Annotated in this window: 26 protein-coding genes; 13 read left to right on the top strand and 13 right to left on the bottom strand. The window is 68.4% G+C overall.

The window, feature by feature from the left end; all coding sequences use genetic code 11:
* Window positions 1–29: 29 nt before the first annotated feature.
* The 8 genes from ACWGCN_RS08290 (at window position 30) to ACWGCN_RS08255 (ending at window position 8,014) form a co-directional block, all read left to right on the top strand.
* Complete coding sequence (locus ACWGCN_RS08290) at window positions 30–476, top strand: PaaI family thioesterase (protein ID WP_378988382.1); 447 nt, start codon at window positions 30–32, stop codon at window positions 474–476.
* A 21-nt stretch (window positions 477–497) separates the two neighbouring features.
* Window positions 498–1,349: an alpha/beta fold hydrolase gene (locus ACWGCN_RS08285; protein ID WP_452459920.1), complete on the top strand. Its 852-nt coding sequence runs from the start codon at window positions 498–500 to the stop codon at window positions 1,347–1,349.
* A gap of 89 nt (window positions 1,350–1,438) precedes the next feature.
* Window positions 1,439–2,662, top strand: a complete 1,224-nt coding sequence (locus ACWGCN_RS08280; RefSeq protein ID WP_452449399.1) for a cytochrome P450 family protein — start codon at window positions 1,439–1,441, stop codon at window positions 2,660–2,662.
* 219 nt (window positions 2,663–2,881) lie between these two features.
* Complete coding sequence (locus tag ACWGCN_RS08275; protein ID WP_452459919.1) at window positions 2,882–4,003, top strand: ABC transporter ATP-binding protein; 1,122 nt, start codon at window positions 2,882–2,884, stop codon at window positions 4,001–4,003.
* A 36-nt stretch (window positions 4,004–4,039) separates the two neighbouring features.
* A complete protein-coding gene (locus tag ACWGCN_RS08270; protein ID WP_378988390.1) occupies window positions 4,040–5,410 on the top strand; it encodes an ABC transporter substrate-binding protein in 1,371 nt (456 codons plus the stop codon).
* Window positions 5,407–6,264: a metallophosphoesterase gene (locus ACWGCN_RS08265; protein WP_452459918.1), complete on the top strand. Its 858-nt coding sequence runs from the start codon at window positions 5,407–5,409 to the stop codon at window positions 6,262–6,264. Before ACWGCN_RS08270 ends, ACWGCN_RS08265 begins: the two co-directional genes overlap by 4 nt.
* Entirely contained in the window at window positions 6,265–7,212 is a 948-nt protein-coding gene (locus tag ACWGCN_RS08260) for a carbohydrate ABC transporter permease (RefSeq protein ID WP_452459917.1), read from the top strand.
* On the top strand, window positions 7,202–8,014 hold the full coding sequence (locus ACWGCN_RS08255; protein ID WP_378988397.1) for a carbohydrate ABC transporter permease: 813 nt from the start codon (window positions 7,202–7,204) through the stop codon (window positions 8,012–8,014). The genes ACWGCN_RS08260 and ACWGCN_RS08255 overlap by 11 nt, the downstream gene beginning before the upstream one ends.
* 9 nt (window positions 8,015–8,023) lie before the next feature.
* Here the strand turns inward: ACWGCN_RS08255 and ACWGCN_RS08250 are convergent, their stop codons facing one another.
* From ACWGCN_RS08250 to ACWGCN_RS08215, 8 genes are all read right to left on the bottom strand, one after another.
* Window positions 8,024–8,953: a LysR family transcriptional regulator gene (locus ACWGCN_RS08250; protein WP_378988399.1), complete on the bottom strand. Its 930-nt coding sequence runs from the start codon at window positions 8,951–8,953 to the stop codon at window positions 8,024–8,026.
* 107 nt (window positions 8,954–9,060) lie between these two features.
* Window positions 9,061–9,732 (bottom strand): O-methyltransferase, encoded by a 672-nt coding sequence (locus tag ACWGCN_RS08245; protein ID WP_378656229.1) that lies wholly within the window; start codon window positions 9,730–9,732, stop codon window positions 9,061–9,063.
* A 47-nt stretch (window positions 9,733–9,779) separates the two neighbouring features.
* Complete coding sequence (locus ACWGCN_RS08240; protein WP_378988401.1) at window positions 9,780–10,760, bottom strand: hypothetical protein; 981 nt, start codon at window positions 10,758–10,760, stop codon at window positions 9,780–9,782.
* A gap of 2 nt (window positions 10,761–10,762) precedes the next feature.
* Window positions 10,763–11,092, bottom strand: a complete 330-nt coding sequence (locus ACWGCN_RS08235; RefSeq protein WP_378988403.1) for a type VII secretion target — start codon at window positions 11,090–11,092, stop codon at window positions 10,763–10,765.
* A gap of 109 nt (window positions 11,093–11,201) precedes the next feature.
* Window positions 11,202–11,747 (bottom strand): YbaB/EbfC family nucleoid-associated protein, encoded by a 546-nt coding sequence (locus ACWGCN_RS08230; protein WP_378988405.1) that lies wholly within the window; start codon window positions 11,745–11,747, stop codon window positions 11,202–11,204.
* A gap of 143 nt (window positions 11,748–11,890) precedes the next feature.
* A complete protein-coding gene (locus ACWGCN_RS08225; RefSeq protein ID WP_378988407.1) occupies window positions 11,891–13,612 on the bottom strand; it encodes an urease subunit alpha in 1,722 nt (573 codons plus the stop codon).
* A 57-nt stretch (window positions 13,613–13,669) separates the two neighbouring features.
* The gene (locus tag ACWGCN_RS08220; RefSeq protein WP_452459916.1) at window positions 13,670–13,981 is read right to left on the bottom strand and encodes an urease subunit beta; all 312 of its coding nucleotides are present in this window, start codon (window positions 13,979–13,981) and stop codon (window positions 13,670–13,672) included.
* 9 nt (window positions 13,982–13,990) lie between these two features.
* On the bottom strand, window positions 13,991–14,293 hold the full coding sequence (locus tag ACWGCN_RS08215) for an urease subunit gamma (protein ID WP_101467224.1): 303 nt from the start codon (window positions 14,291–14,293) through the stop codon (window positions 13,991–13,993).
* A gap of 246 nt (window positions 14,294–14,539) precedes the next feature.
* On the opposite strand from ACWGCN_RS08215, the gene ACWGCN_RS08210 reads away from it, so the two are divergent.
* Window positions 14,540–15,187, top strand: a complete 648-nt coding sequence (locus ACWGCN_RS08210) for an exonuclease domain-containing protein (RefSeq protein ID WP_452459915.1) — start codon at window positions 14,540–14,542, stop codon at window positions 15,185–15,187.
* On the opposite strand, the gene ACWGCN_RS08205 is transcribed toward ACWGCN_RS08210, so the two are convergent.
* The 3 genes from ACWGCN_RS08205 to ACWGCN_RS08195 form a co-directional block, all read right to left on the bottom strand.
* A complete protein-coding gene (locus tag ACWGCN_RS08205) occupies window positions 15,144–15,971 on the bottom strand; it encodes an SDR family NAD(P)-dependent oxidoreductase (RefSeq protein WP_452459913.1) in 828 nt (275 codons plus the stop codon). The genes ACWGCN_RS08210 and ACWGCN_RS08205 overlap by 44 nt on opposite strands.
* Before the next feature lie 120 nt (window positions 15,972–16,091).
* Entirely contained in the window at window positions 16,092–16,475 is a 384-nt protein-coding gene (locus ACWGCN_RS08200) for a PaaI family thioesterase (protein ID WP_452459923.1), read from the bottom strand.
* Between the two features lie 268 nt (window positions 16,476–16,743).
* Window positions 16,744–17,448, bottom strand: coding sequence for a TetR family transcriptional regulator (locus ACWGCN_RS08195; RefSeq protein ID WP_378988415.1), 705 nt, complete (start codon window positions 17,446–17,448; stop codon window positions 16,744–16,746).
* An 82-nt stretch (window positions 17,449–17,530) separates the two neighbouring features.
* Here ACWGCN_RS08195 and ACWGCN_RS08190 point away from each other — a divergent pair, with 82 nt between their 5' ends.
* Both ACWGCN_RS08190 and ACWGCN_RS08185 read left to right on the top strand, forming a co-directional pair.
* A complete protein-coding gene (locus tag ACWGCN_RS08190) occupies window positions 17,531–18,724 on the top strand; it encodes an FAD-dependent monooxygenase (RefSeq protein ID WP_452460328.1) in 1,194 nt (397 codons plus the stop codon).
* Window positions 18,725–18,867: 143 nt separating this feature from the next.
* A complete protein-coding gene (locus ACWGCN_RS08185; protein WP_387443125.1) occupies window positions 18,868–19,380 on the top strand; it encodes a L,D-transpeptidase in 513 nt (170 codons plus the stop codon).
* Window positions 19,381–19,429: 49 nt separating this feature from the next.
* Here ACWGCN_RS08185 and ACWGCN_RS08180 read toward each other — a convergent pair whose 3' ends face one another.
* Window positions 19,430–20,335, bottom strand: coding sequence for a MerR family transcriptional regulator (locus ACWGCN_RS08180; protein ID WP_452460327.1), 906 nt, complete (start codon window positions 20,333–20,335; stop codon window positions 19,430–19,432).
* A gap of 70 nt (window positions 20,336–20,405) precedes the next feature.
* On the opposite strand from ACWGCN_RS08180, the gene ACWGCN_RS08175 reads away from it, so the two are divergent.
* Window positions 20,406–21,026 carry a maleylpyruvate isomerase family mycothiol-dependent enzyme gene (locus tag ACWGCN_RS08175; RefSeq protein WP_449965720.1) on the top strand — a complete coding sequence of 207 codons (621 nt, stop codon included), beginning with the start codon at window positions 20,406–20,408 and terminating at the stop codon, window positions 21,024–21,026.
* Window positions 21,027–21,157: 131 nt separating this feature from the next.
* Here the strand turns inward: ACWGCN_RS08175 and ACWGCN_RS08170 are convergent, their stop codons facing one another.
* Window positions 21,158–22,735: an MFS transporter gene (locus tag ACWGCN_RS08170; protein ID WP_452460326.1), complete on the bottom strand. Its 1,578-nt coding sequence runs from the start codon at window positions 22,733–22,735 to the stop codon at window positions 21,158–21,160.
* A gap of 177 nt (window positions 22,736–22,912) precedes the next feature.
* Between ACWGCN_RS08170 and ACWGCN_RS08165 the strand changes: the two genes are divergently transcribed.
* On the top strand, window positions 22,913–25,736 hold a 2,824-nt coding region (locus ACWGCN_RS08165), incomplete at its 3' end, for a BTAD domain-containing putative transcriptional regulator (RefSeq protein WP_452528992.1).

The following is a 25,736-nucleotide window of genomic DNA, read 5'->3' as shown; positions in this document are numbered from 1 at the left end:
GCGCCGCTGCCGAGCAGAGGACTGAGCCGATGACCGCAGCACAGGCCCCCAATCCCGACTTCGCACAGCTGGTCCCCAGCGTCGTGCTGTCCATGCCCGCCGCCGCGCACCTGGGTTTCCACTTCAGCCGGGTCGAGCCCGGCGACGTCGAGATCGTGCAACCACACCGGCGCGAACTCACCCAGCACGACGGCTATTTCCAGGGCGGCGTTCTCGGCTCGCTCGCCGATTTCGCCGCCGGCTCGGCCGCGGGCACGCTGCTGCCCGCAGGCTGGGTGAACATGACCATCGACTACACCGTGAAGATTCTCGCGCCCGCCAAAGGGCCGAACGTGGTCGCCCGCGGCCGGGTGATCAAGCCGGGCGCACTGCTCACGATCGCCGCCGCCGACGTGTTCTCGGTGGAGGAATCCGGCGAAATCCTGTGTGCCACTGCGCTGGTGACGATGCGCAACGTTCGCCTCGCGGCGGCCTGAGCACCGGCGGCGAGCGACCCCATGCCGATCATCACTCTCGACGATGTTCCGATCTCCTATACCGACACCGGCGCTCCCTCGGGCACACCCGACGCCGCCACCGTGGTCTTCGGCCACGGATTGTTGTTCGGTGGCTGGATGTTTCGCGCCCAGCTCGAGGCCCTGCAAGGCGACTACCGGTGCGTCACCCTCGACTGGCGCGGTCAGGGCGATACCCCACCCACGGCCGGCGGCTATGACATGGACACTCTCGCTGCCGACGCGGTGGGGGTGATCCGCGCTCTCGACGCGGGCCCCGTGCACTGGGTCGGACTGTCCATGGGCGGCTTCGTCGGCCAACGACTGGCCGCCAGGCACGGCGAACTCCTGCGATCGCTCACGCTTCTCGACACCAGCGCTCAGGCCGAGGATCCCGCCAAGATCGGCGAATACCACCGGCTGGCCCTGGCGCTGCGCTGGCTCGGCATCCGCCCCATCGCCGGCCGGGTGGCCACGCACCTGTTCGGCCCCTCGTTTCGGGCTTCCGGCACCGGCAAGGAAGTCGTCCGCGAGTGGTCGCGTCGCCTGGCCGGAATCGATCGTATCGGCACCCGCAACGCCGTCCACGGTGTGACCGAACGCGGCGCCGTCGACGGCGAACTCGCGGCGATCACCGTCCCCACCCAGATCATCGTCGGCGCGGACGACGCCGCCACCCCGCTCCCGCATGCCCGCCAGATCGCCGCGCTCATCCCGCATGCCCGGCTCCACACGATCCCCGCGTGCGGTCACTCGAGTTCCCTCGAACAACCGGAGGCCGTCACCGAACTCCTTCGGGATTTCCTGGCATCGGTCGAGTCGAGCACCTCGACGACGGAGCCACGCACCACCTGATCGCGAATTCGTTTTCGTCACAGGGCTTTCCGTGCTTCCGGTGTGTACGGTCGATGCGCGTTCGGCCCGGCGCGGGTACCGTCGATTCGATGGCCGACCTCACCGCTTCCGCCCCTGTCGAGTCCATCGGCGCCGACTTCTTCGACGATCCGCACGCGCAGTACCGCCGGTGGCGCGCCGAGGGCCCCGTCCATCGGGTTCGCTTCCCCGACGATGTCGTGCGCTGGGTGGTCGTCGGCTATCCCGAAGCCAAGATCGCGCTCGCCGACCCGCGCTTGGGCAAGGACGCCGTGCAGATCAACGCGATCCTGCACACCAAGCGCGACACCACGGCGACGGACCCGAATATCGTCGCGCTCCTGAGCCATATGCTCGGCACCGACCCGCCCGCGCACACCCGCCTGCGCAAGCTCGTGAACAAGGCTTTCACCAGCCGCCAGGTCGCCCTGCTGCGACCACGTATCGAGCAGATCACCGCGTCGCTGCTGGATGCCATGGGTGATCGCGACGAGGTCGATCTGATGAACGATTTCGCCAATCCCCTTCCGGTGACGGTGATCTGCGAGCTGCTCGGTGTCGCGTTCGAGGATCGCGCGGATTTCCAAGCCTGGACCAAGGCCCTGGTCACGGTGGTGGGCGAGGGCGAGCAGGACGAGCGTCCCGCCGCGTCGGCCGCGATGGTCGGTTATCTCGCGAAGCTGGTGCGCACCAAGCAGTCCGCACCCGCCGAGGATCTGCTGTCCCAACTGGTCCTCGCGGACGAGGAGGGCGATCGGCTCACCGATCAGGAACTGGTGTCGATGGCGTTCCTGCTGCTGGTCGCGGGCCACGAGACCACGGTGAACCTCATCGGCAACGGCGTCCTCGCCCTGCTCCGCAACCCCGAGCAGTGGCAGGCCCTGCGCGCCGACCCCACCGGTGTCCCCGCCGCGATCGAGGAATTCCTGCGCTTCGACGGCCCCGTCGACATGGCCACCGCCCGCTATACCGCGGAACCGGTCACACTGGGCGACACCGAGATCCCCGCAGGCGAGATCGTCTACGTCGCCCTCTCGGCCGCCAACCGCGACCCCGCCCGCTTCGCCGCCCCCGACACCCTCGCCACCGACACTCCCACCGCCGGCCACCTCGCCTTCGGCCACGGCATCCACTTCTGCGTCGGCGCCCCCTTGGCCCGCGTAGAAGCCGAAATCGCCTTCACCGCACTCCTGCACCGCTACCCCGACCTGACCCTCGCCCCCACCGCCGACCTCCGCTGGCAAACCAGCACACTCATCCGGGGCCTACTCGAGCTACCGGTCCGGCTGCGCTGAGGCCGCTGACCGCCACCACGATGTAGATCGGCGCCCCGGTGGGGCTTTCCACCATCGGCCGATCACCCGGTGACAGCGTCGCCGAACCCCGCCAACGACTGACGACCACGACGAGCACCGATGGTGCGGTTCGTGGGTCGGTGGGGTCGAGATGATTGGACCGATCGACGTTCACTATCGCCCCGGCGCGGGGGCCGTGGCGGGCTCGACACTGGGCCCATGGCACGACTGCAGATCGAAGCGGTGTCGAAGAAGTTCGATGCCGAGTACGCGGTGCGCGAGGTGAGTCTCGACATCGCCGATGGTGAGTTCATGGTGTTGCTGGGGCCCAGTGGCTGCGGCAAGTCCACGTTGTTGCGGATGATCGCGGGGCTGGAGGAGCCGAGCGAGGGGCGGATTCTGGTGGGCGACGTCGACGTGACGGACGCGGCGCCACAGCGGCGGGATCTGGCGATGGTGTTCCAGAGTTACGCGCTGTATCCGCATCTTTCGGTGGCGCGCAATATCGGGTTCCCGTTGCGGGCCCGGCGCAGGCCACGGGCGGAGATCGCGCAGCGGGTCGCCGAGGTGTCGGCGACGCTGGAGATCTCGGCGCTGCTGGAGCGACGCCCGGTCGCCCTGTCCGGCGGACAGCGGCAACGAGTCGCGCTGGCACGCGCCATGGTGCGCGATCCCGGCGCGTTCCTGATGGACGAACCGCTGTCGAACCTCGACGCGAAACTGCGCAGCGCGACCCGCGCCGAACTGATCGCGCTGCACCAGCGCCTCGGCGCGACCTTCCTCTACGTCACCCACGATCAGGTCGAGGCGATGACGATGGCGACGCGCATCGCGCTGCTCAACCAGGGCCGCATCGAACAGTGCGGCACCCCGGAGGAGCTCTACGACCGCCCGCGCTCGACCTTCGTCGCCGGCTTCCTCGGCTCGCCGCCGATGAACCTGTTCCCCGCCGTCGTCACCGCGAGCGACGGCCATATGACGGTGATGGCCGACGGCATCGATGCCGCCCTGGACATTGCCGAGGATTCCGGCGACGCCACCGCCGTCGTCGCCGGAATCCGCCCGGAACGCCTGCGGATCGACGACACCTCGACCGATGTCCGCGGGCGGGTACGGATGGTCGAGAACCTCGGCAGCGAAGAACTCGTGCACCTCGAGTCCGGCCTCTGCGTGCGCGCGGCGCGACCGGCCGGTGTCCGGGTGGGCGAGGACATCGCCTGCCGCGTCGACCCCGCCGACATCCACCTGTTCGACCCCGATACCGGCCTGCGGCTGACGTGGCAAGCGCCCAGCTCCCCCGCGGAACCGGCCGTCGACGCGGCCGCGATCCCCGTCCCCTGATTTCGGCACCACCCCGATGACAAGGATAGAACCACGATGAAACGCACACTGCCCGCGCTGGGCGTGGTGTTCACCGCCGCCCTCGCCCTCACCGGTTGCGGCCTCGGCACCACCGGGTCCACCGACGCCACCACTACCGCGCAGATTCCCGAACTGGCTGCTGACCAACAGGTTTCGATCGTTTTCGAGTCCTACAGCTACGGTGTGGCGGGCGCCTGGACCGACACCTTCAACGCCCTGATCGCCGACTTCGGCGCCAAGCACCCCAATATCAAGGTCACCGCGCAGAAGCCGCAGGGCAACAGCCCCAACCCGGCCACCGACACCGTCTCCAGCATCCAGAACCAGATGGTGGCGGGCACCCCGCCCGACGTCGCCCAGCTCGGCTTCTCCGACCTGGACTTCACCATCCACCAGCTCAAGGCCAAGCCGCTGGACCAGCTGGTCGGCGCACCGGAAGTGAAGCAGAACTTCGACGGCGCCCGCCACGCGTACGCGCCCCGCGCCCGCACCCTCGACGACTGGGACGGCCACACCTACGGCGTTCCGTTCGTCTTCTCCACGCCCGTCCTGTATCTGAACGCGTCGCTGTTCGCCGAGGCCGGTCTCGATCCCGCCAAGCCGCCCACCACCTGGGACGAGGTCACCACCGCCGCGAAAGCGATCGCCGACCGCACCGGCAAGGGCGGGGTCTACATCGACTGCCTGACCAAGACCGCCAAGGACTGGTGCTTCCAGTCGCTGGTGCGCTCCAACGGCGGCCGCGTGATCTCCGAGGATCGCAACACTCTCACCTTCGCCGACGCGCCCGCCGTCGAGGTCACCAAGATGGCGCAGAACCTCGTGAACAGCGGCAGCATGCCCAAGCTCAATCAGAAGCAGGGCTACGAGGCGTTCGGTCGCGGCGAGATCGGCATGATGCTCGAAACCAGCGCGTTGCAAAGCGTTTTCGTCACCGGGTCCAAGGGCAAGTGGGACCTGCGTTCGGCGCCGATGCCCGGTTTCGGCAGCAAAGCCGCCGTCCCGACGAATTCCGGTGCGGGCCTGCACATCCTGTCCAACGACCCCGCGAAACAGCGGGCCGCGTGGGAACTGATCAAGCACCTGACCAGCGAGGATTCCTACAAGAAGATCGCGCAGAACATCGGCTACCTGCCGCTGCGGACCGGCCTGCTCGAGGAAGCGGGTGGGCTGAAGGAATGGGCCGACCAGAACCCGCTGCTGCGCCCGAATGTCGCGCAGCTGGCGAACATGGAGCCGTGGGTGTCGATGCCGGGCAACAACTATCTGCAGATGCGCGACGGCATGATGGACGCCGTCGAGGCCGTCGTGTTCCAGGGCGCCGACCCGCAGTCGACGCTCACCGCCGCCCGCACTGCGGGCACCGAACTCATGCCGAAGTCATGAGCGGGCTGACGATCGTCCAGATCACCGACACCCACCTGCGGCCCGAGGGCGAACTGCTCCACGGTGTCGACACCGCCGCCAATCTGACCGCGGTGCTCGACCGGCTGCGCGAATTCGGGCAGCGCGTCGACGTGCTGATCTTCTCCGGTGATCTCAGCGACAACGGTTCGCCCGAGGCCTACCGGCGGTTGCGGGCCGCGGTCGAGCCCGTCGCGGCCGATCTCGGCGCCGAGATCGTCTACGCGATGGGCAATCACGACGAACGCACCGCCTTCGGCATCGAACTGCTCGGCCGCGACACCGTGGACCCGGATCTCCCACACGACCAGAGTGTCGAGATCGCGGGCGTGCGGATCATCGTGCTGGACAGCACCACACCGTTCCAGCACGACGGCAAGCTCGAGCCGGAGCAGCTGACCTGGCTGGCCGAGCAGCTGCGCACCCCCGCCCCGCACGGCACCGTGCTGGTGGTGCACCATCCGCCGCTGCGTTCCCCGCTGGCCACCCTGGACTTCCTCCGGCTCAAGGACGCCGAGCAGCTGGCCGAGGTCGTGGCGGGCACCGATGTCCGGATGATCCTGTGCGGACACAACCACCTCACCGGCGCCTCGGCGCTGGCCGGGATTCCGGTGTGGATCGGTCCCGCGACGGCCTACCGGGTGGACCCCATGGCACCGGCGGGCAGGCACCGCGGCTTCGTCGGATTCGGATTCAGCCGCGTCGACGTCACGGAGTCGACAGTGCTGGCCACCGCGATCGACGCCGCTCCGGCGCCGAAGGTCTATGACCGGCCGGAGTCGGAGATGCTCGAGCAGATCGCGGCGATCGTCGCCGCGCGGGCGGCGGTGCGGTAGATGTTCGTCATCGATGCGCCGGCGTCGCCGGTACCGCCGGTCGCGGCGACACCGGTGCGCCGGCGCCTCACCCGCCGCCATGTGGCCCGGTTCGTCGCGCCCTACCTCTATCTGAGCCCGGCGCTGTTCCTACTGGTGGTGTGGACCTATCAACCGCTGGTGCAGGCCCTGCAGCTGTCCACCTACTCGTGGAACCTGCTGCCGACCGCGCCGATGACACCGGTGGGCACCACGAATTACGAACGGCTGCTGGACCTTCCGGCGTTCTGGGGCGCCCTCGGTCGCACCGGGACACTGATCCTGGGCCTGTTGCCGTTCACGGTGGTGCTGCCGGTCGTGATCGCGATGGCGAGCAGACGGGTCACCGGTCGGGCACGCACGATCTATCAGGCACTGGTGTTCGCGCCGTTCCTGGTCGCGCCGGTCGCGGCGGCGGCGGTGTGGCGCTGGTTGCTGCATCCGGGGACGGGCTTCCTCGCCCAGGTGACCGGTTCGGACCGCAACTGGGTGTACGAGACCGCGACCGCGCAGGGCGTGATCATCGCGATCACCGCCTGGCACCTGATCGGCTTCGCGGTGCTCGTGGTGTGGGCGGGCCTGGCCGGAATCAGCGGTGACTACGACGAAGCGGCCAGGGTCGACGGCGCCTCCCCCGGTCAGATCCGGCGCTGGATCACCCTGCCGCTGCTCTCGCCCACCGTGCTGTTCCTCGTCCTCACAACCGTGTTGCTCAGTCCCACACTGACTTTCCCGCTCATCGACTCGATGACCCAGGGCGGTCCCGCGCAGGCCACCACCAATATCTACTACCTGCTCTGGGATTACGCCTTCCACAGTTTCGACGCCGGTTTGAGCGCCGCGGCCGGTGTGCTGCTGTTCTTCGGCTTCGGTCTGGTGGCCGCGCTGCTGGTCTGGATCTCGGAAAAGGTTGCTGTCCATGACGATTGAACGACTGCGCGGGGCGGGCAGCCACCTGCTGCTCGCCGCCACGGCGCTGGTGTGCGTGTTCCCGATCTACTGGCTGTTCGCGACGTCGCTGCGCAGACCCGAGGACGTCACCTCGCTGTCGCCGATCCCGTGGCCCCTGTCGACGGCCAACTATCTCGACGCGGCGCAGAAGGTCGACATCGCCGGTCTGATCGCCAACACGTTCTTCGTCGCGGTGCTCTCGGCGGCGGGCCAGCTGCTCATCGCGTTGCTGGCGTCGTACGCGTTCGCCATCTACACCTTCCCGCTGCAGAAGCTGCTGTATCTGGCGTTCGTCGGGGTGTGGCTGGTGCCGTTCCAGGTGACGATGCTGCCCAACTACATCCTGCTCAACCAGCTGGGCCTGATCAACACCCTGATCGGCGTCGTGCTGCCGACGCTGTGCTCGGCGCTGGCGGTGCTGCTGTTGCGCCAGCACATGTCGGCGTTCCCGAAAGAGCTCATCGCCGCCGCGAAGATCGACGGGCGCTCGTCGTGGTCGATCCTGTGGACCGTGGTGGTCCCGAACCTGCGACCCGCGCTCGCCGCGCTCGGCATCCTGCTGTTCATCAACGCGTGGAACGAGTACTTCTGGCCCGCGGTCGTGCTGCGTCAGTCCAACAGTGTGCTGCAGCTGGGACTGCGTAGTTTCATGGGCACCGAAGGCGATCAGTGGGGGCCGATGATGGCGCTGGCGGGTCTGGCCTGCCTGCCGGTGCTGCTGCTGTATCTGGTGCTGCAGCGCCACATCGTCAATGCGTTCGTGCGGTCGGGACTGAAATGAACGACGACTTCACGCCGTCAAGACCTGGTCGTCGGCCAGGGCAGGTGCCGTGGACGCGAGGCAATCCAGAAACATCGCCACCGCCGGATTCTGTTCGTCGGCCCGCCACACCACGTGCAGATCCAGGGTCGGGACCGGATCGACCAGTTTCACCGCCACCGGGTCGGTGTCCGAGGACCCCATACCCGCCGACACCGCCCGTGGCAGCGAGGCGAATCCGACCAGTGGGCGCACCGAGACGATGTGGGCGGTGGCGCCCGGATCGTCGGCGATCTGGGTGATGTTCAGCGAGATCCGGGTCTGCGCGGCCGACCGCAGGATCGCGTCGTACATCGCCGGACACTGTTCACGGGCGAACAGCACGCAGTCCTGGTCCCGCAGTTCGGCGAACGGCACGTGCGAGCGGTGGGCCCAGCGGTGCTGCCGGCCGACCACCGCCACCAGCGGAATCCGGTGCAGCAGCCGCCGATACCGGAAGTCGGCGGTGCTGGGGTGGCCGTAGACCATGGCCAGGTCGAGGGATCCGTCGGCCAGGGCGGCCAGCTGCGGCCCGGTTCGCTTCTCCCACAGCGACACCGAGATGCCGGGGTGGCGGTCGGTGAGCTGGGCCAGCGCGTCGGGCAGGATGTGCTTGCTGGCGGGCAGGTTGTAGCCGACGTTCAGGCTACCGGCGCGACCGGCGGCGGTCGCCTTCGCGGCCTGGGCGGCCCGGTCGAGCTGGGCGATGATCTGGCGGGCCTGCAGCTCGAACTCCCGGCCCGCCGGCGTCAGCCGCACCTCGTGTGAATTGCGCGCGACCAGCTGCACTTCCAGGGATTTCTCCAGCTTCTGCAACTGAGCGCTCAGGCTCGGCTGCGTCAGATGCAGGCGCTGCGCCGCCCGTCCGAAATGCAGTTCCTCGGCGAGCGCGATGAACGAGACGAGATGACGGAATTCCATGATGGCGGCTCCTGAAGTCGAACAGTCCCACGCTAGCGGCAGCGAACAACCTCCCGATGAATCCCGGACGCCCGGCAATGACCCTGCGCATTGCCGGGCGGTGAAGATCAGGAATTCGGGCCGTTCACCACGGCGTAGGCGAATCCGTCCCACCCTTTCGCGCCGACGGTCTGGATGACGGTCGCGTCGACACTCGGTTCGGCGGCGAGCAATTCGATCAGGTCGCGGCTCGCTCGGGCATTGGGATCCTCGGTCTGCTCGTCGGCCACCGCGCCCGCGCGCACCACGTTGTCGACGATGATCACCGAGCCCGGGTGGGTCAGGCGCAGCGCCCACTGCACGTAGTTGGAGTTGTTGACCTTGTCGGCGTCGATGAAGACCAGGTCGAACGGTTCGGTCAGATCCTCGGCGACACCGGGCAGGGTGTCGAGGGCCGCGCCCACCAGAATCTCGACGCGCTCCCCCACGCCGGCGCGGTCGAGGTTCTCGCGCGCGACCTTGGCGTGGCGGGGTTCGAATTCGAGGGTGACGACGAGACCGCCGTCACCGACCGCGCGCGCCAGCCACTCGGTGCTGTATCCGCCGAGGGTGCCGATCTCGAGGACCCGGCGCGCTTTCGCGGTGCGGGCCAACAGGTTCAGCAGTTTGCCCTGGGGCGGGGAGACGTCGATGGCGGGCAGCCCCGCGTCGGCGTTGGCGGTGAGTGCGGGCGCTCCCTCGTCACCGACGAGCGTGGTGACGAGGTAGCTGTCGACATCGGCCCAATCGTTGATCGTCATAGACGCAGTCTGCCACCGAGCGGGGGTCGGCACCGGCTCCTCGGCCGCTACTTCGCGGTCTCGACCTCGGTCACGCCCTGGATGATCTTCACCGCGCTCTGCGCCAGCATCTTCGTATCGATCAGCGCCTGTGCCAGTTTCACCAGCATCTGCGAGACCGTCACCGTGGCCAGCGAGATGTCGAGCAGCGCCCTGGCGATGAGCGCGGGGGTGGCAGTTCCGGCGGAGGCGATGAGCAGCGCGGTCATCTCGGCGAGCATGCCGGCGAGATTGCTCAGGATCTCGACCACGATCTCGCGCACTGTCTCGACGATGCCCTTCATCGCCGCGTTGCACTCCGACAGCACCTCGGCGACGGCTGCCTTCTCGGCGATCTTGCCGGTCAGCTCGGTCGCCTTGGCCACGTAGGCTTCGGCCGCGGCACCTGCCCATTCACCGATTCCGGTGTCGAGCGCGGTCGCCCACTCCTGCGCGGTGGTCGTCAGACTCTCGGCGATCGCCTTCCACGAATCCGAATACGCCTGGACCATATCCGGGCTGCCGGTGATCGATTCCAGTGATTTGCGCACCGGTTCGACGTGTTCGAGCATCCAGCTCATCAGTTGCGAACCGAGGAAGTTGAACGGGTCGAACTTCGCCAGCGTGGAGGTGCCCTTGATCGCCTTGCCGAACATCGTCGCCGCCGACGCCCAATCACCCGCGGTACCGGCCGCTTTGGAGATGGCGTCGACCTTGGTCATGATCGACCCGTCGCCGGTCATCGCGTTGTAGAGGCCGAGGCCGTTCTCCCAGGTGTCACCCTGGAGTGTGCCCTTCATGATGCCCGCGTCGGGTTCCTCCCCACCCGTCGGCCGGCCCACATTGCTGAACAGGAAGTTGTTCTCCTGGTAATAGGTGTCCCGATAGTCGACGCCGTCTTGGAGCAGGTCGTTCTCGGGAGCTTCGCCGTCGTCGAAGGTGCTCACCGTGCCGGGCAGGACGGTGTGCTCGTTGAGGAACGTGCCCGCCGCGTTGGGTCCGTCGGCCATGGTCAGACGTTCCTTTCGATCTCGGCGGTCTTGCCCGTGAGATCGCCCGCCCGGGTGGTGTCACACGTTTCGAAGGTGTCGGCGGCGGTGCGGAGTTTGCCCGGCATCTCCGCGGCCAGGGTGTCGAGCTGCGCCAGTGCCTCGGTGATGTCGTCGTGGAGCGAGTTGAGGGTGCTCACCGCGTACGGCTTCACGAGCAGGCCGTAGCCGTCGTCGGCGTGGGCGAGATAGTTCGCCGCCTCGAGCGCCTTGGCGACCCCGCCGGACACGCCGTCCACCGAGCAGGCCTGTGACCTGATCGCCTCCAGATTCACATTCACCAGACTGGTCACGCAGAATCCCTCCTCCGGCGAACTCGGTCGAGTCCGCAGCTCTCGATCTAGTTGGACGCGCCCCAGCCCCGTTCGGTTCCCTCGAATGTGTGCCGGGTTGTAGCGGTGGCTACTGCAACCAGGATTTGCGCTGGTAGAACATGTCCTCGTCGGACGGCTCCTCGGGCGCGACAACCCGATCACGGTCGGGTTTGCGAGTGGCGGGAGCCTCGGGCGCGGCCGGCCACGATGCGGCGGGGGCGGCCGGAGCGGCGGGCGGCGACGACGGCGGGACGGGCGCCGACGCGGTCGGGTCCAGGTCGGGGAACCGGTCGCTGTACTGGCCGACGATCGCCTCCCCGGCCTCGTCGGTGCCGACCGTGTCATGGACCAGGCCGGTGACCTGGTCACGCAGGCGCGCCTGGGCGCGATGCGTGCAGGCCATGAGCTCGGCCGCCACGGCGGTGGGATCCATGCCGCGCACGGCGGCCGCCAAAGTGATCGCGGTGGTCGAACCGTTGGCGTCCACGGTGACGCTGATCCGGCCGTCGGCCGAGGTATCGGTGACGCTCACCGCGGTCATCTTGGCGTGCAGCTCCTGGTAGCGCTGCGCCTTCTGTTCCAGGTCCTCCGCCCAGCGCGACAGGTCCGCGGCGGCGTTGTTCAGGTCGTCCATGCTGTGTTCCCCTCCCGCCGGGGTCCCCGGCGCTGTGCGGCGGAAGGCGTGCCGAAACCCGCCCCGCTCGGATCGCGACGAGCCTAATGGACACAGCCGCGACAGCGTTCATCAGCCCGGCACGGACGCAGCGAAGACGGCGGTCAGAAAAGGAAGTAGCGCTGGGCCATCGGGAGTTCGGTGGCGGGTTCCTCTGCCCAGACTTCGCCGTCGATGCGGACAGTGAAGGTATCGGGGTCTACTTCGATGTGGGGCATGGCGTCGTTGTGGGGCATGTCGGCCTTGGTGACGCGGCGAGCGTTCTTCACCGGCACCAGCTTTCGGCGCACGTTCAGACGGTTCGCGAGGCCGTCGTCGATGGCCTGTTCGGAGACGAAGTGCAGGGAGGTCGCCGCGGCGGCCGGGGCCGCGGCGCCGAACATGGGGCGTGGAAGCACGGGCTGCGGGGTGGGGATGGAGGCGTTGGCGTCGCCCATCGCGGCCCAGGCGATCATGCCGCCCTTGAGGACCGCGTGCGGCCGGACACCGAAGAACGCCGGTTCCCACAGCACCAGGTCGGCGAGCTTACCGACCTCGATCGAGCCGATCTCGTCGTCGAGTCCGTGCGAAACCGCCGGGCAGATCGTGTATTTGGCGATGTAGCGCTGCACGCGGGCGTTGTCGGCCGCGCCGTCACCGGGCAGGGCGCCACGGCGGCGTTTCATCACGTGCGCGGTCTGCCAGGTGCGCATCACCACTTCACCGATCCGGCCCATCGCCTGGGAGTCCGAGCCGATCATGGAGATGGCGCCCAGATCGTGCAGGAGGTCTTCGGCGGCGATGGTGGACGGGCGGATCCGCGATTCGGCGAAGGCCAGGTCCTCGGGGATCGACGGGCTCAGGTGATGACACACCATCAGCATGTCGAGGTGCTCGTCGAGGGTGTTGACGGTGTGCGGCCGGGTGGGGTTGGTGGAGCTGGGCAGCACATTGAGATGGGAAGCGACAGTGATGATGTCGGGCGCGTGGCCGCCACCCGCGCCCTCGGTGTGGTAGGCGTGGATGCCGCGGCCCGCGATGGCGGCGAGGGTGTCCTCGACGAAACCGGCCTCGTTCAGCGTGTCCGAGTGCAGTGCCACCTGCACGCCCGCCGCGTCGGCGACGGTGAGGCAGGCATCGATCGCGGCCGGGGTGGAGCCCCAGTCCTCGTGCAGTTTGAAACCCGATGCGCCGCCACGCAATTGCTCCCACATCGATTCCTGGCTCACCGTGTTGCCCTTGCCGAGCAGCACGATGTTCATCGGCCAGTGGTCCAGGGATTCCAGCATCCGCGCCAGGTGCCAGGAGCCCGGTGTCACGGTGGTGGCCTTGGAACCCTCGGCGGGGCCGGTGCCGCCGCCGATGAGCGTGGTGATGCCGCCACCGAGCGCCTCGTCCATCAGCTGCGGACAGATGAAGTGGACGTGGCAGTCGATGGCGCCCGCGGTGAGAATGCGGCCGTTGCCCGCGATGATCTCGGTCGACGGGCCGACAACGAGATCGCGGTGCACGCCCGACATCGTGTCGGGGTTGCCCGCCTTGCCGATACCGCAGATCCGGCCGTCGCGAATGCCCACGTCGGCCTTGATGATGCCCCAGTGGTCGATGATCACGACACCGGTGATGACGGTGTCGGGGGCGCCGTCGGCGCGGGTCGCGCGTGACTGACCCATCGACTCGCGCAGCACCTTGCCGCCGCCGAACACCGCTTCCTCACCGGCGAGTCCCGGTCCGCCACTGCGGTCTTCGGTGATCTCGACGATCAGGTCGGTGTCGGCCAGGCGAATACGGTCGCCGGCGGTCGGCCCGAACAGTTCGGCGTAGCGGGCGCGGCTCAGTTCGGTCATCGGCTCTCTCCCGGACGTCGCGGCGAGAGGCTTGCCGCGCGATGGTTGTCGGTCACCTCAGGCATCCAGGTGCCCGGGCGGGTTCGTGCTGATGCCGTATACCTCGCGGGTACCACCGAGCGGAACCAGCGAAATCCACTGCGGCAGACCGGGTTCGAATCGAACGGCGGTGCCTGCCGGGATATCGAGCCGGTGCCCGTGGGCGGCTTCGCGATCGAACTCCAGCGCGGCGTTGGACTGCGGGAAGTGCACGTGGCTGCCCACCTGAACGGGGCGGTCGCCGGTATTGACCACCTCGAGCTCGACGCGTACCGCGCCCGCGTTCAGTTCGATCGTGCCCTCGGCACAGAGGTATTCGCCGGGAATCATGGGTCTCGCCTATCCGATCGGGTGGTGCACGGTGACGAGCTTGGTGCCATCGGGAAACGTCGCCTCGACCTGCACGTCGTGAATCATCTCCGGCACCCCCTCCATCACATCCTCGCGGGTGAGCACCGATCGCCCCGACGACATCAGTTCCGCCACGGTCCGCCCGTCCCGTGCTCCCTCGAGCACGTGATCGGTGATCAACGCGATCGACTCCGGATGGTTCAGCTTCAACCCCCGCGCCTGCCTGCGGCGCGCCAGCTCGGCCGCATAGCTCAGCAGCAGCCGTTCCTGCTCGTGCGGCGACAGGCGCATACGTTCTCTCCTCGGCGGGTCGTGGTCGGTGAGCGACATTCTGGCACGTCGCCCGGCTGCGCGGCGACCGCCGCCGAGCGCGACCGGGGACGACCCCGAGGCGATTAACGAGATGTTAACGATGGGTCCGGGATCGGCCCGGGAACAGCCAACTCACCGGCCGAGCGGCGGGTGCGCCTGTGCCACGGATCGCCGCGCCACGAATATCACTGGAGCACACCACGACGCGCCCGTACCGTCACACCCATGAACGAGTGGACCGGCCTGCTCAACGTGGTCGACGTGGAAGCCACCTGCTGGGCGGGCGACCCGCCCGCCGGACAGGTCAACGAGATCATCGAGATCGGGATCACGGTGGTCGATCTCGCCACCCGGACCAGGGTGAGCAAACACGACATCATCGTGCGCCCGACCAGGTCCACGGTGAGCGATTTCTGTACCGAGCTCACCACCCTCACCCAGCAGCAGGTCGACAAGGGTGTCGAGTTCGGTGAGGCGTGCCGCCGGCTGGCCGACGAGTTCGCGGCAGGCGAGCGGCCGTGGGCGAGTTGGGGCGATTACGACCGCAAACAGTTCCGCGCCCAGTGCGCGACCACCGGCGTCGACTACCCCTTCGGCCCCGAGCACACCAACGCCAAACAAGTCTTCACCGAGTCCTACGACCTGCGACGACGCCCCGGCATGGACCACGCGCTCCGGATCGCCGACATCCCCCTCGAAGGCACCCATCACCGCGGTGACGACGACGCGTGGAACATCAGCGCGCTGGTCGTCGAGGTACTCGGCCGCGGCGGTTGGCGGATCACCACCATCGACCGATCCGAGGGCTACAGCCTCCGGAACTCGCGGATCACAGCCGAGCCAGCACTCTCACCGTTTCGTCGAAAAGCTTGATAGCCGCCGCGGAGTCGAAGGCAGGCCCCGCGGTGTCGAGCCGTGCGCCCTGCACGATCGCGACCAGTGGCTCCGTCGGCGGTTCATCCAGGACGCCCAGGATCGGACCGACCGCTTGATCGATCGATTGCGCTGTCGCGCGCATCGCCTCGACCCTCACTGCCATCTCCGCGTCATAGTCGCCCGACAGGCCGGTATCGACCACACCGGGGTGCAGCAGGACATAGCGCACGCGCGTCGCGGACGATCGGCGCGCGAACTCGATACCCAGTAGATCGTTGAGCTGTCCACCCTGGGACAGGGCACGCAACCCGTGGTAGTCACGCTCGAAACCCCAATCGTCCCAGCGGATCTCCTCGGTCCCGCTGCCTGGCCCCGCCACGTTCAAGACGACCGGGTCGACCGCGGAGTCGAACAGATCGATCAGTTCGTAGCTCAGCACGAAGCGACTCAGGTAGAACAAGGCGAAGGTGTATTCGAACCCCTCCACCGTGACCAGCCGCTCGGAGCGATAGTGCCGCGCGCACAGCACGAGGGCATCGAGTCGGGTGAAGTGGGCGCGCACGGACTCGATCGCGGTGCGCGTCTCGGCGATCGAACTCAGGTCCGCCCGCACGAAATGCGCACGTCGGTCCGCGCCGATGGCCGCCGCCGCGGCGAGGAGGTCCGCGCCCTTCGCCGGATCGCGCCCGATCACCACGACGGCATCGCCCTTGGCGAGTCGGTCCAGTGCGACCGCCCGCCCCAACCCGTCTGTCCCGCCCGCGACTACAACGTGCTTCACAAAGACCGATGTTATCGATCCCGGTACGCCGATGCCACCGGACTCGTACAGAAAGCTGAACTCACAGGTTCAGACCGGAACGACGCCGAACCCGGCACGGCCGGGGGCTCCCATGGACCGCTAGGCGGCGAGGTTCTGGAGGCGGACCTGGCCGCGGGCGACGGTGCGGCCTTCCGCGTCGGTGATGACGACGACCCAGAGCTGCTGGCTGCGGCCACGGTGGATGGGGGTGGCCTCGCCGGTGAGGACGCCCTCGCGGACCGCACGCAGGAAGTCGGTGTTGTTGTTGACGCCGACGACCGAACCACGCTCGCCGAACCAGACGCCGCCGCCGACGCTCGCGAGAGTTTCGATGATGGTGCAGTAGACGCCACCGTTCTGGATACCCGCGGGCTGATGCAGTTCGGGACGCACCTGCCATTCACCGCGGACCCGGTCGGGGCTGACCTCGGTGTAGCGCAGGCCGATGAGGTCGGTGAAGGTGCCTTCGCTGGCCTTGGTCATCAACTCGGGGGTGACATCGGCCAGGGACAGGGGCGTTTCGCTCATACCGTCCGGTTTACACCATCCGAAACGGCGCTCAACAGCCGGTAAGACGTAGCGGCGGGCTCCGTCTCGAAAACGGAGCCCGCCGCGGCAGGATGGCGGAGTCGACCGCAGCCCTCGGGACCACCGGCTCATCCGTACGCCGAGATCAGCGTAGGTCAGGCTTACCTAAGTCGTCAAGTGCTCGCCGATTTGTCTCATTAATGTCTCATAATTCGTCTCACAATTAGTCTTTGAGATACCGATACACGGTTGCTCGCGAGACGCCGAGCGTGGCGGCGATCTCCGCGGCGCTGCGGTGCTCTACCCGGCTCATCCTGCGCGCCGCGGCTACTCCCGCTTCGTCGAGCAGTGCGGGCCTACCACGGTGCACCGCAGCAGCATTCATGTCGTCGGGGTACAGCAGATCCACCCCGGCCAGCACTTCCGCACGCAGAGCCGTCGGCGATTCGTCCGCGAACAACACCACCGGGTCGCTGAGCACGCCCAATGCCTGCACGGCGCGCACGCGATCGGACAGCGTCGGATTCGGTCCCGCTACCAGCACATTCGCGGCCAATACCAAGTCGCGGAACCGTTCGAAGATGCTGCCCGACGCGGCGAGCGCGAGATCGTTGACGTTGAGGCGCAGCAGATATCGATGCTCGATGTAGACCTCGAGAATGCCTTCGAGCGCCTGCCTGCGGGCGACCCGCGGATCGGGGTCGGCCGCTGCGGCCAAGGCGGCGGCGAGGGCGACGAGCAGCGGCTCGGCCAGTCCGGCGAGAATGTCGTACTTGCTCGGAAAGTGGTAGAGGACACCAGCCTTGGAGATGTCGAGCTGGTCGGCGATCGCCCGCACCGTCGTGCGGTGGTAACCGTGCGCGCTGAACAGATCCATCGCGACGGCAAGAATGCGCTCCCTGGTGCCGACCGCTGCGTCATCACTCATCGGCGCATTCTATCCCTTGACTGACCATCGGTCAGGAGCCTACGGTGAAAACTGACCAACGGTCAGTCACTGAGGAGTCGTCATGTCGACCAATTCCCGCATTCTCATCTCCGGCGCCAGCATCGCCGGGCCCACTCTCGCCTACTGGCTCGTCCGCCAGGGGTTCCGTCCCACCGTCGTCGAACAGGCTCCGGAGCTGCGCGCGGGCGGCAACGGCGTCGATCTGCGCGGCGCCGCGGTCGGTATCGCCGAATCCATGGGGGTGCTGCCCGCGTTGCGCGACCTCGCCACCGATATCCGGGCGCTCACCTTCGTCGATGCCCAGGGACGACGAGTCGCCGGTATGCCGACCAGCACCTTCGACGAGCCCGGCGATATCGAGGTGATGCGCGGCGACCTCGCCCGCGTTCTCTACGACGCCACCGCGCACGATGTCGACTACCGCTTCGGCGACACCGTCGACACCATCACCCAGGACGGCGACACGGTCCAGGTGAGTTTCGCCGGTGGCACCAGCGCGGAATTCGACCTGGTCGTCGGCGCCGACGGATTGCATTCGCGCGTGCGCAATCTCGCGGTGCTGAGCGAGGCCGAGGCGGCGCACCCGCTCGGCATCGGCTTCGCGACCGCCACGGTGGATGTGAGCTTCGGCGCGCGGCGAGAGGTGACGCTGCACAATACGGCGGGCCGCGTCGCCGGGGTGTATCGATCCGGCAATCACCGAGACGCGCAAGCGTTCTTCGCGTTCCGCACATCGCGCGAGTTCGACTTCCCGCGCGACCGGGAATCACAGATCCAGCTGTTGCGCGAGCAATTCGCCACCGCCGGCTGGGAAATCCCCACTCTGCTCGACACCGCCACCGCCGATCCGACGTTCTATCTCGACGCGATGACACAGATCCGGATGCCGACCTGGTCGCACGGCCGCGTCGGCTTGGTCGGCGATGCCGCCTACTGCGCCACCGCGTTCTCGGGTTCGGGCGCCGCCCTCGCCATCGAAGGCGCGCATCTTCTCGCCACCGCCCTCGCCGAGAGCGACGGCCACACCGCTGCCTTCGCTCGCTACGAACACGCCTTCCGCCCGATCGTCCGCACTCGCCAGCGCTCGGTCGGCACCGGCAGCGCCATGCTCGTCCCCGCCACGAACACCCGGATCTGGCTGCGCAACCAGCTCACCCGGCTGATGGTGTTGCCACCGTTGGCCGCCCGTGTGTTCCGGGCGGACCCTCCCGCGGCGGCCCCGGTAGATCCGCTGCGGCGCGTGACGCGCCGGTAGCCCGGCCCTGGGCTTGCTCAACACGATCGTAATACTCCATGATCGCTGTACCTCTATGTTTCCGAGGCTTGTGTCGATGGTGAAAGCTCATGTTCTGGGCGTACGACGACCAGGGGTGGGCGCGGCGAGAGAGGCAAGATTTCGTGAGTAGTAGTCGTATTCCCCGATGGGCCGTGCAGGCGGTGATGTGCGCGGCGGTGGTCGGGGCCGCGGTCACAGCACCTGTTCAGGCCGAACCACTGTGGCCCGGCGGGCCCGATGTGCCCGGCGTGCCCGCCATCATTCCCGCCCCGCCGCCGGAGCCCGTGGTGGCTCCGTGCAGCGAGAAAGCCCGTGCGTGCCTGCAGTTGTCGACCAACAACGCGTGGTTGATGGACAACGGCAAGGTCACCTTCGGGCCGAGCCCGATGTCACACGGCCGCCCCGGTTACGAAACGCCGCCCGGAGTCTTCAAGGTGGCCTTCAAGAAGCCGTTCCACTGGAGCACGCTGCACAACGCCCCCATGGAGTACGCGGTCTTCTTCAACGGTGACATCGCCTACCACATCGGACCCACCGAGGAGCAGTCCCACGGCTGCATCCGCCTGACCCCGGAAGGCGCCAAGGCGCATTACGAGTGGCTGGAACCGGGCGACATCGTCGAAGTCGTTCCCTGAGTTCTGCGTCGTGACAAGGGGAGGCCGGTCAGTCGCCGGCCTCCCCTTGTCACGTCACCGACGTGGTCAGGGCGTCGAAGAGCCAGAGTTGGGTGGTGCCGGACGTGGCGGTTTCGCCGGTGAGAGTTGTTGTGAGGTGCCAGTATCGGCGGACTGGGTGGTCTGCGCCCGCGGCGTCGACGAGGAGTTGGCGGCGGAACGACGGGGTGTCGTGGCGGTCGCGGGCGGTGGCGTGGATCGCGACGTAATGGTCCAGTTCAGGGCCGGAGTGGGGTGGGTGGCCCGCGGTGACGAGGGGCGCGACCGCGACGCAGGCATCGGCTACGTCGAACAGGAGGCGCCGTTCGTCGCGGATGCCGGGGGTGCTGCGGTGCCGGATGGTGTCGTACACGGCGGTGGCGATATCCGGATTCGAGGCCACGGCAATCAGTTCCGCGTAGGCGAGGAGGTGTTCGGGGTGGGCGCCGGGTGCCAGTTCGGGGACGTTCATTCTCAGGAAACCGTCGATGGCCGCGGCCGGTAGCGGGGTGAGTTGGCGGCGCCAGAACGTGACGAGGACATCGTGGGCCGCTCGCGGATCGACCACGGCGGCAAGCAGATTCAGGCGTTCGTCATGCCGGTCGGGAGCGGCCGATTCGACGGCGCGCAGGAGCGCCCGACGACGATTCAACGCGTCGAGTTCGTCGTCGACGGCGACGCGTTCGGCCGCGATCACCTCGGCGAGCGAGCGAGTGCCGTCGAGCACGTCCTCGATCGCCGCCAGTCCGATGCCGAAGGAGCGCAGCCGGCGTAGCAGCACCAGCCGGTCGACCGCGCCGGGTTCGAACACTCGGTGGCCGGTGGGGGTGCGCGCCGCGTCCAGCAGGCCCGCGTCGCAGTAGTACCGGACCGTTCGCACCGCGACGCCGGTCCTGGTGGCGAGCTCGCCGATCGTCAGATATGTGATGTGAGTCACTTTCGCTGGCACCTCCACCTCGGTGGAACTCCTACGGTACCGAGGACGCCCACGCGAAGGAGAACCGACGATGACCCGACCGGACACGAGGAACGACACGATCTGGCAGGCGGTGGCCGACGAACGCACCACCCTGGTCGAATTGCTGCGCGGCCTGCCCGCATCGGCGTGGGACACCGCGTCCCTGTGCGAGGGGTGGCGGATTCGGGATGTTGTGGCGCACCTGGTGCTGGCCACCCGCGTCACGGTCGCGGCCTTGCTGGTGAACCTGATCCGCGCGCGCGGCAACACCGACCGCCTCATCCATGACACCGCTGTCCGCCACGCCGACCGGACACCGACCGCCGAGTTGCTCGCCGAACTGCGCGCCACGATCGACTCCAGGGCCATCCCGATCGGCACCACACCGGTCGATCGGCTGATGGATCTGCTGGTGCACGGGCAGGACATCGCCGTCCCGCTCGGCATCGACCGGGTGATGCCACCTGCGCCAGCGCAACTCGCACTGGACCGGGTATGGACGATGGGCGCCCCTTTCCACGCGCAGAATCGGCTGGCCGGATACTCGTTGCGAGCCACCGACAGCTCCTGGACCGCGGGCAACGGCGCACCGATCACCGGCACGGCGGCAGAACTACTGATGGTGGTCACCGGCCGCACCTCCCCCGATGAACGAGTCGACCGGCGGTAACCGCCGACGCGCAACTCCGGAATCCCCGACAGATTTCACGTAATACTCTGCAGGGCAATGGATACAGCGATCCGCAGCACCCGGCGAACTGGGGCTGCGGATCGCTCTCGGTCGACGAGATCGCGCGACCGTCAGACAGCGACGGTGGGTCGCTCGGCGACACCGCCTGCCGCCGAAACCTCCTTTGTCTCCACATTTTCCGGCACCGAGGTCGCCCCGGCCGGGATCCGGCGCAGCAACGCCACCGCCAGCACCGCACCGGCGGCCGAGAGCACAGCAGCGGTCCACGCGGCGGCGTTCAGTCCGTTGGTGAACGCTTCCCGAGCAGCCAGTACGAGCGAATCGGCGAGGTCGGCGGGCAGCGACTCGGCCGAACTCAGCGCTGCCGGAAGGGTTTCCGAGGCGGCTCCCTCCGCCTCGGACATGTCGGCGCGGTAGATGGCCGCGCCCACGCTGCCGAGCAGCGCGACGCCCAATGCCACGCCCAGGTCGCTGGCGGTGCTGTTCACGGCCGAGGCCGCGCCTGCCTTCTCCGCCGGGGCCGCACCGATGACCAGGCCCGGGATCAGTGCCATCGCCGGGGCGATGCCCGGGTAGAGGACGTAGAAACCCACGATGAGCAGCGGTAGCCCGGCAACACTATCGACCTGGGTGAGCACCAGGTAGCCGACCGCCGAGACCGCCAGGCCCGCGGCGATGAGAGAGGCGGGACGAATGCGGCGAGCGAGCGCGGGGGTGACGGTGGAAACGATGACCAGGCCGATGGCGGCGGGCAGAATCCACAGCCCCGCCTGCAGCGGCGACTGGGCCGCGACCAACTGCAAGTACTGGGTGAACAGCAGGTATACCCCGCCCAGGGCGACGGCGGCCAGCATGTACACGCCGAGCGACCCACTGAACGTGCGATTCGCGAACAGTCGCACGTCGAGCAGCGGATCGGCCAGGCGCAGCTGCCTGCGGACGAAGACCACCGCGAACACCACACCGGCGAGCAGCGTGAGCAGCGATTCGGCGGCGAATCCGGTCTCGGCCAGCTTCTTCACGCCGTAGACGAACGGCAGCAGCGCGGCCAGCGACAACGCGACACTGATCGGATCGAGTCGACCCGCGCTCGGCGCACGGTATTCGGGAATCAGCACCGGTACCGCGGCAACGACGACCAGCATGACCGGCACACCGATGAGCATCGACGCACCCCACCACAGCGAAGCGAGCATCAGACCACCCAGCAGCGGCCCGAGCGCCACACCCGCCGACACCGACGCGGCCCAGAGACCGATGGCGGTGGCGCGCTGCCTGTCGTCCCGGAACATGGTCGTGATCAGCGACAACGTGGCGGGCATGACGGCGGCCGCACCGAAGCCCATCACCGCTCGGGCGGCGATCAGCAGTTCCGGGCCCGGCGCGAACGCGGCCAGGATCGAGGCGGCGCCGAACAGCACGGCCCCGGCCAGCAGCAGTCGGCGACGGCCGAGCCGGTCACCGAGGGTGCCCATGGTGACGAGGAAACCGGCCATCACGAAACCGTAGATGTCGTTGATCCACAGCAGCTCACCGCTGCTCGGCGACAGATCGGCGGCGATATACGGGGTAGCGAGGAACAACACGGTCATGGTCAGGAACAACAGGACTGTCGGCAGGAGCAGGACCGCGAGTCCCAGCCATTGGCGGGTACCTGCCCGCTCGGGGACATCGGTGAACTCGGACATCAGGAGTTTCCCTTCGAGGACGATTCGAACTGCGACCGACAGTGCCGGGCCGTGCTGCAGGAACCCTTCGGGTCGACTCCAGACGACCTCGAGCGGTTACGTGAGGCGATGATCGAGGCGCGGCGGGGCTCGCCGTGCGTGGTCGGCTCGGCGGCCGGGCCGTTTAGGGTGGGTGACATGCGTTTCGGAGTGCTCGGTCCCTTGGCGGTCTGGACCGACGAGGGACGATCCGTGCGGGTTCCAGAGCTCAAGGTGCGGGTTCTGCTCGGCGCGCTGCTGGTCGAACCGGGCCGGATAGTGCCTACCGACCGGCTCGTCGAGCATCTGTGGGATACGGCCCTGCCCGCCAACCCCGCTGGTTCGTTGCAGACGCGAGCCTCACAGTTGCGCCGGGTTCTCGGCGACGCCGAGGCGGGCGGGCGCGAGCTGCTGGTCTCGCGCTCCCCCGGCTACCTGCTCGAGGTCGCCGACGGCTCGGTGGACTCCCAGACCTTCCAGCGTGTGCTCCATCGGGCGCGTGCCACCGACGACACCGCCACTCGGGCAACACTTCTCACCGAAGCACTGGCGTTGTGGCGGGGCGAGGTCCTGGCCGACCTCGCCGATCACGAGTTCGCGCGGATCCCGGTGCTGCGGTGGGAGGAACAGCGCCTCACCGCGGTCGAGGAACTCGCGCAGACCCGGATCACCCTCGGCGAGCACGATCAGGTCGCCGACGAACTCGGCGAACTCACCGAGCTCCATCCGCTGCGGGAACGGTTGCGCTCGGCCCACATGCTGGCGCTGTACCGATCGGAGCGGCACGGCGAAGCCCTGGAAACCTACCGTCGGCTGCGCGAACACCTCGCCGAAGAGCTCGGACTCGATCCCAGTCCCGAGCTCACCGCATTGCATCGTGCTGTGCTGGAACAGGATCCGGCTCTCGGCGCGCCCGCGCGGCCCGCACCCGCGACACCGGTGACACCACGCCGGAACCTGCCCGTCGCGCCCACCTCCCTGATCGGGCGCGCGGACGATCTCGCCGCGGTCGAGGCGCTGGTCACTGCCGAACGACTGGTGACGCTCACCGGGCCGGGCGGTGTCGGCAAGACCCGCCTGGCACTGGCCACCGCGGCCGCGCATCCGGCGCGCGACGGCGTGCTGTTCGTCGAGCTCGCCGGACTGTGCCTGGGCACCGACACCGACAGCGCGCTGACGACGATCACCGAAGTCGTGGCGGGCGCCTTCGATGTCCGTGACGATTCGGCCGGTTCGAGCCCGTTCCCCGCGCCCGGCAACGGCACTCAGCTCGACCATCTCGCCGAGGCGGTGCGGGCCAAGCAGGTGCTGCTGGTGCTGGACAACGGCGAGCACGTCGCCGACGCGGCCGCCACGGTGGTGTCACGCCTGCTCGCCGCCGCACCGGAGCTGCGGGTGCTGGTCACCAGTCAGGTGCCACTGAATATCGCGGGCGAGCACATCCGGCCGGTGGCGCCGCTGGCCCTGCCCACCGCACCCGCTGCCGGACCGGGGTCGCGCGAGGTGGAAACCTCACCTGCCGCACAGCTTTTCGTCGAACGGGCCCGCTCGCGCGCGCCCGGCTTCGCCGTCACCGACGACAATGCGGCGGCGATCGCGACGATCGTCGCCCATCTCGACGGCCTGCCGCTGGCACTGGAACTGGCGGCGACGCGGGTCCGCGCGCTCGGGGTGCACGTGCTCGCCGAACGGATCGAGGACCGTTTCACACTGTTGTCGTCCGGCTATCGGGACGCACCCGATCGCCAGCGCACCCTGCGCGCGGTGATCGACTGGAGCTGGGAACTGCTCGACGAGCCAGAACGTGCTGTGCTGCGGCGGCTTTCGGCCCACGCCGACGGCGCCACGCTGGAATCGGCCGAGGCCGTCTGCGCCGGTGGCGACATCGCGGTCGCCGAGGTCGCGGAGCTGCTCGCTCGTGTGGTCGAGCGCTCCCTGATCATCACCCCCGCCACCGATACCCGCCCGCGCTACCGGCTGCTGAAGTCGGTCGCCGCCTACGGTGCCGACCGGTTGCGCGACAGCGGCGAGGAATCCGACACGCGAGGGCGCCATCTCGCCTACTACCTCGCGTTCGCCGAACTGGCCGACCGGCACCTACGCACCGGTGACCAGCGCCGCTGGCTGTCTCGGCTCGACGCGGAGTCGGCCGACCTGCGACGGGCACTCGAGACCGCCCGTGCCGCGGGCAGGTCCGAGGACGCGCTGCGGTTGGTCAACGCCCTCGCCTGGTACTGGGTGATGCGCGGACGCCTCGCCGAGGGCATCCGGTCGCTCGGCATCGCTCTCGCGGTATCCGGCGAGACCGAGCCCGCCACACGCCGGGTTGCCCTGTTGTGGCGCGGCGCTCTCGAGATCGGCGCCGGCCGTACGGTCGATTCTCTGCCGGCCCTCGCTGCGCGACCCACGCCCGCCGAACTGCGTGCCCGCTGGTACCTCGCGCACGTCTACTCCGGATTCGCCGCCCACCAGGGCATGGACGACGCGGCCCACCTGCGAGATGCCTTCGCCGACAACGCCGATGACTGGGGCATCGCGGCGGCCTCGGTGTCGCTGGCGCGCGACGCCTTCGCCCGCGGCGACCTGATCGGCCTGAGCGAGCACGCCGAGCGGAGCCGGGAGCTGTTCGCGAAGGTGGGCGATCGCTGGGGTCAGGCCATCGCCGGATTCCTGCTCGGCAGCCACGCCGAGGTGACCGGCGACCTCGACACCGCCCGTGACCACCACCGCGGCGCGCTGGCCACTGCCGAGGAACTCGGCCTGTGGACCGAAGTCGGCGAGCGGCTCACCTCGCTCGGCCGGATCGCGCTGCTGCGCGGTGAGCTCGACCGCAGCGCCGAACTGCACGAACGGGCCCGTCGGATGGCAGTCGACCAGGGACACCTCGTCGGGGAAGAATCCGCGGTACTCGGGCTCGGTCTGGTCGCGGCCCGCCGCGGGCGCCAGGGGGCGGGGCCCGACTACCCCGGGAACGAGGGGGTCA

It is taken from the genome of Nocardia sp. NPDC055050 (assembly GCF_053608345.1).
Note: the sequence above shows the minus strand (reverse complement) of the source record. Positions and strands in the feature narration are given on the sequence as shown.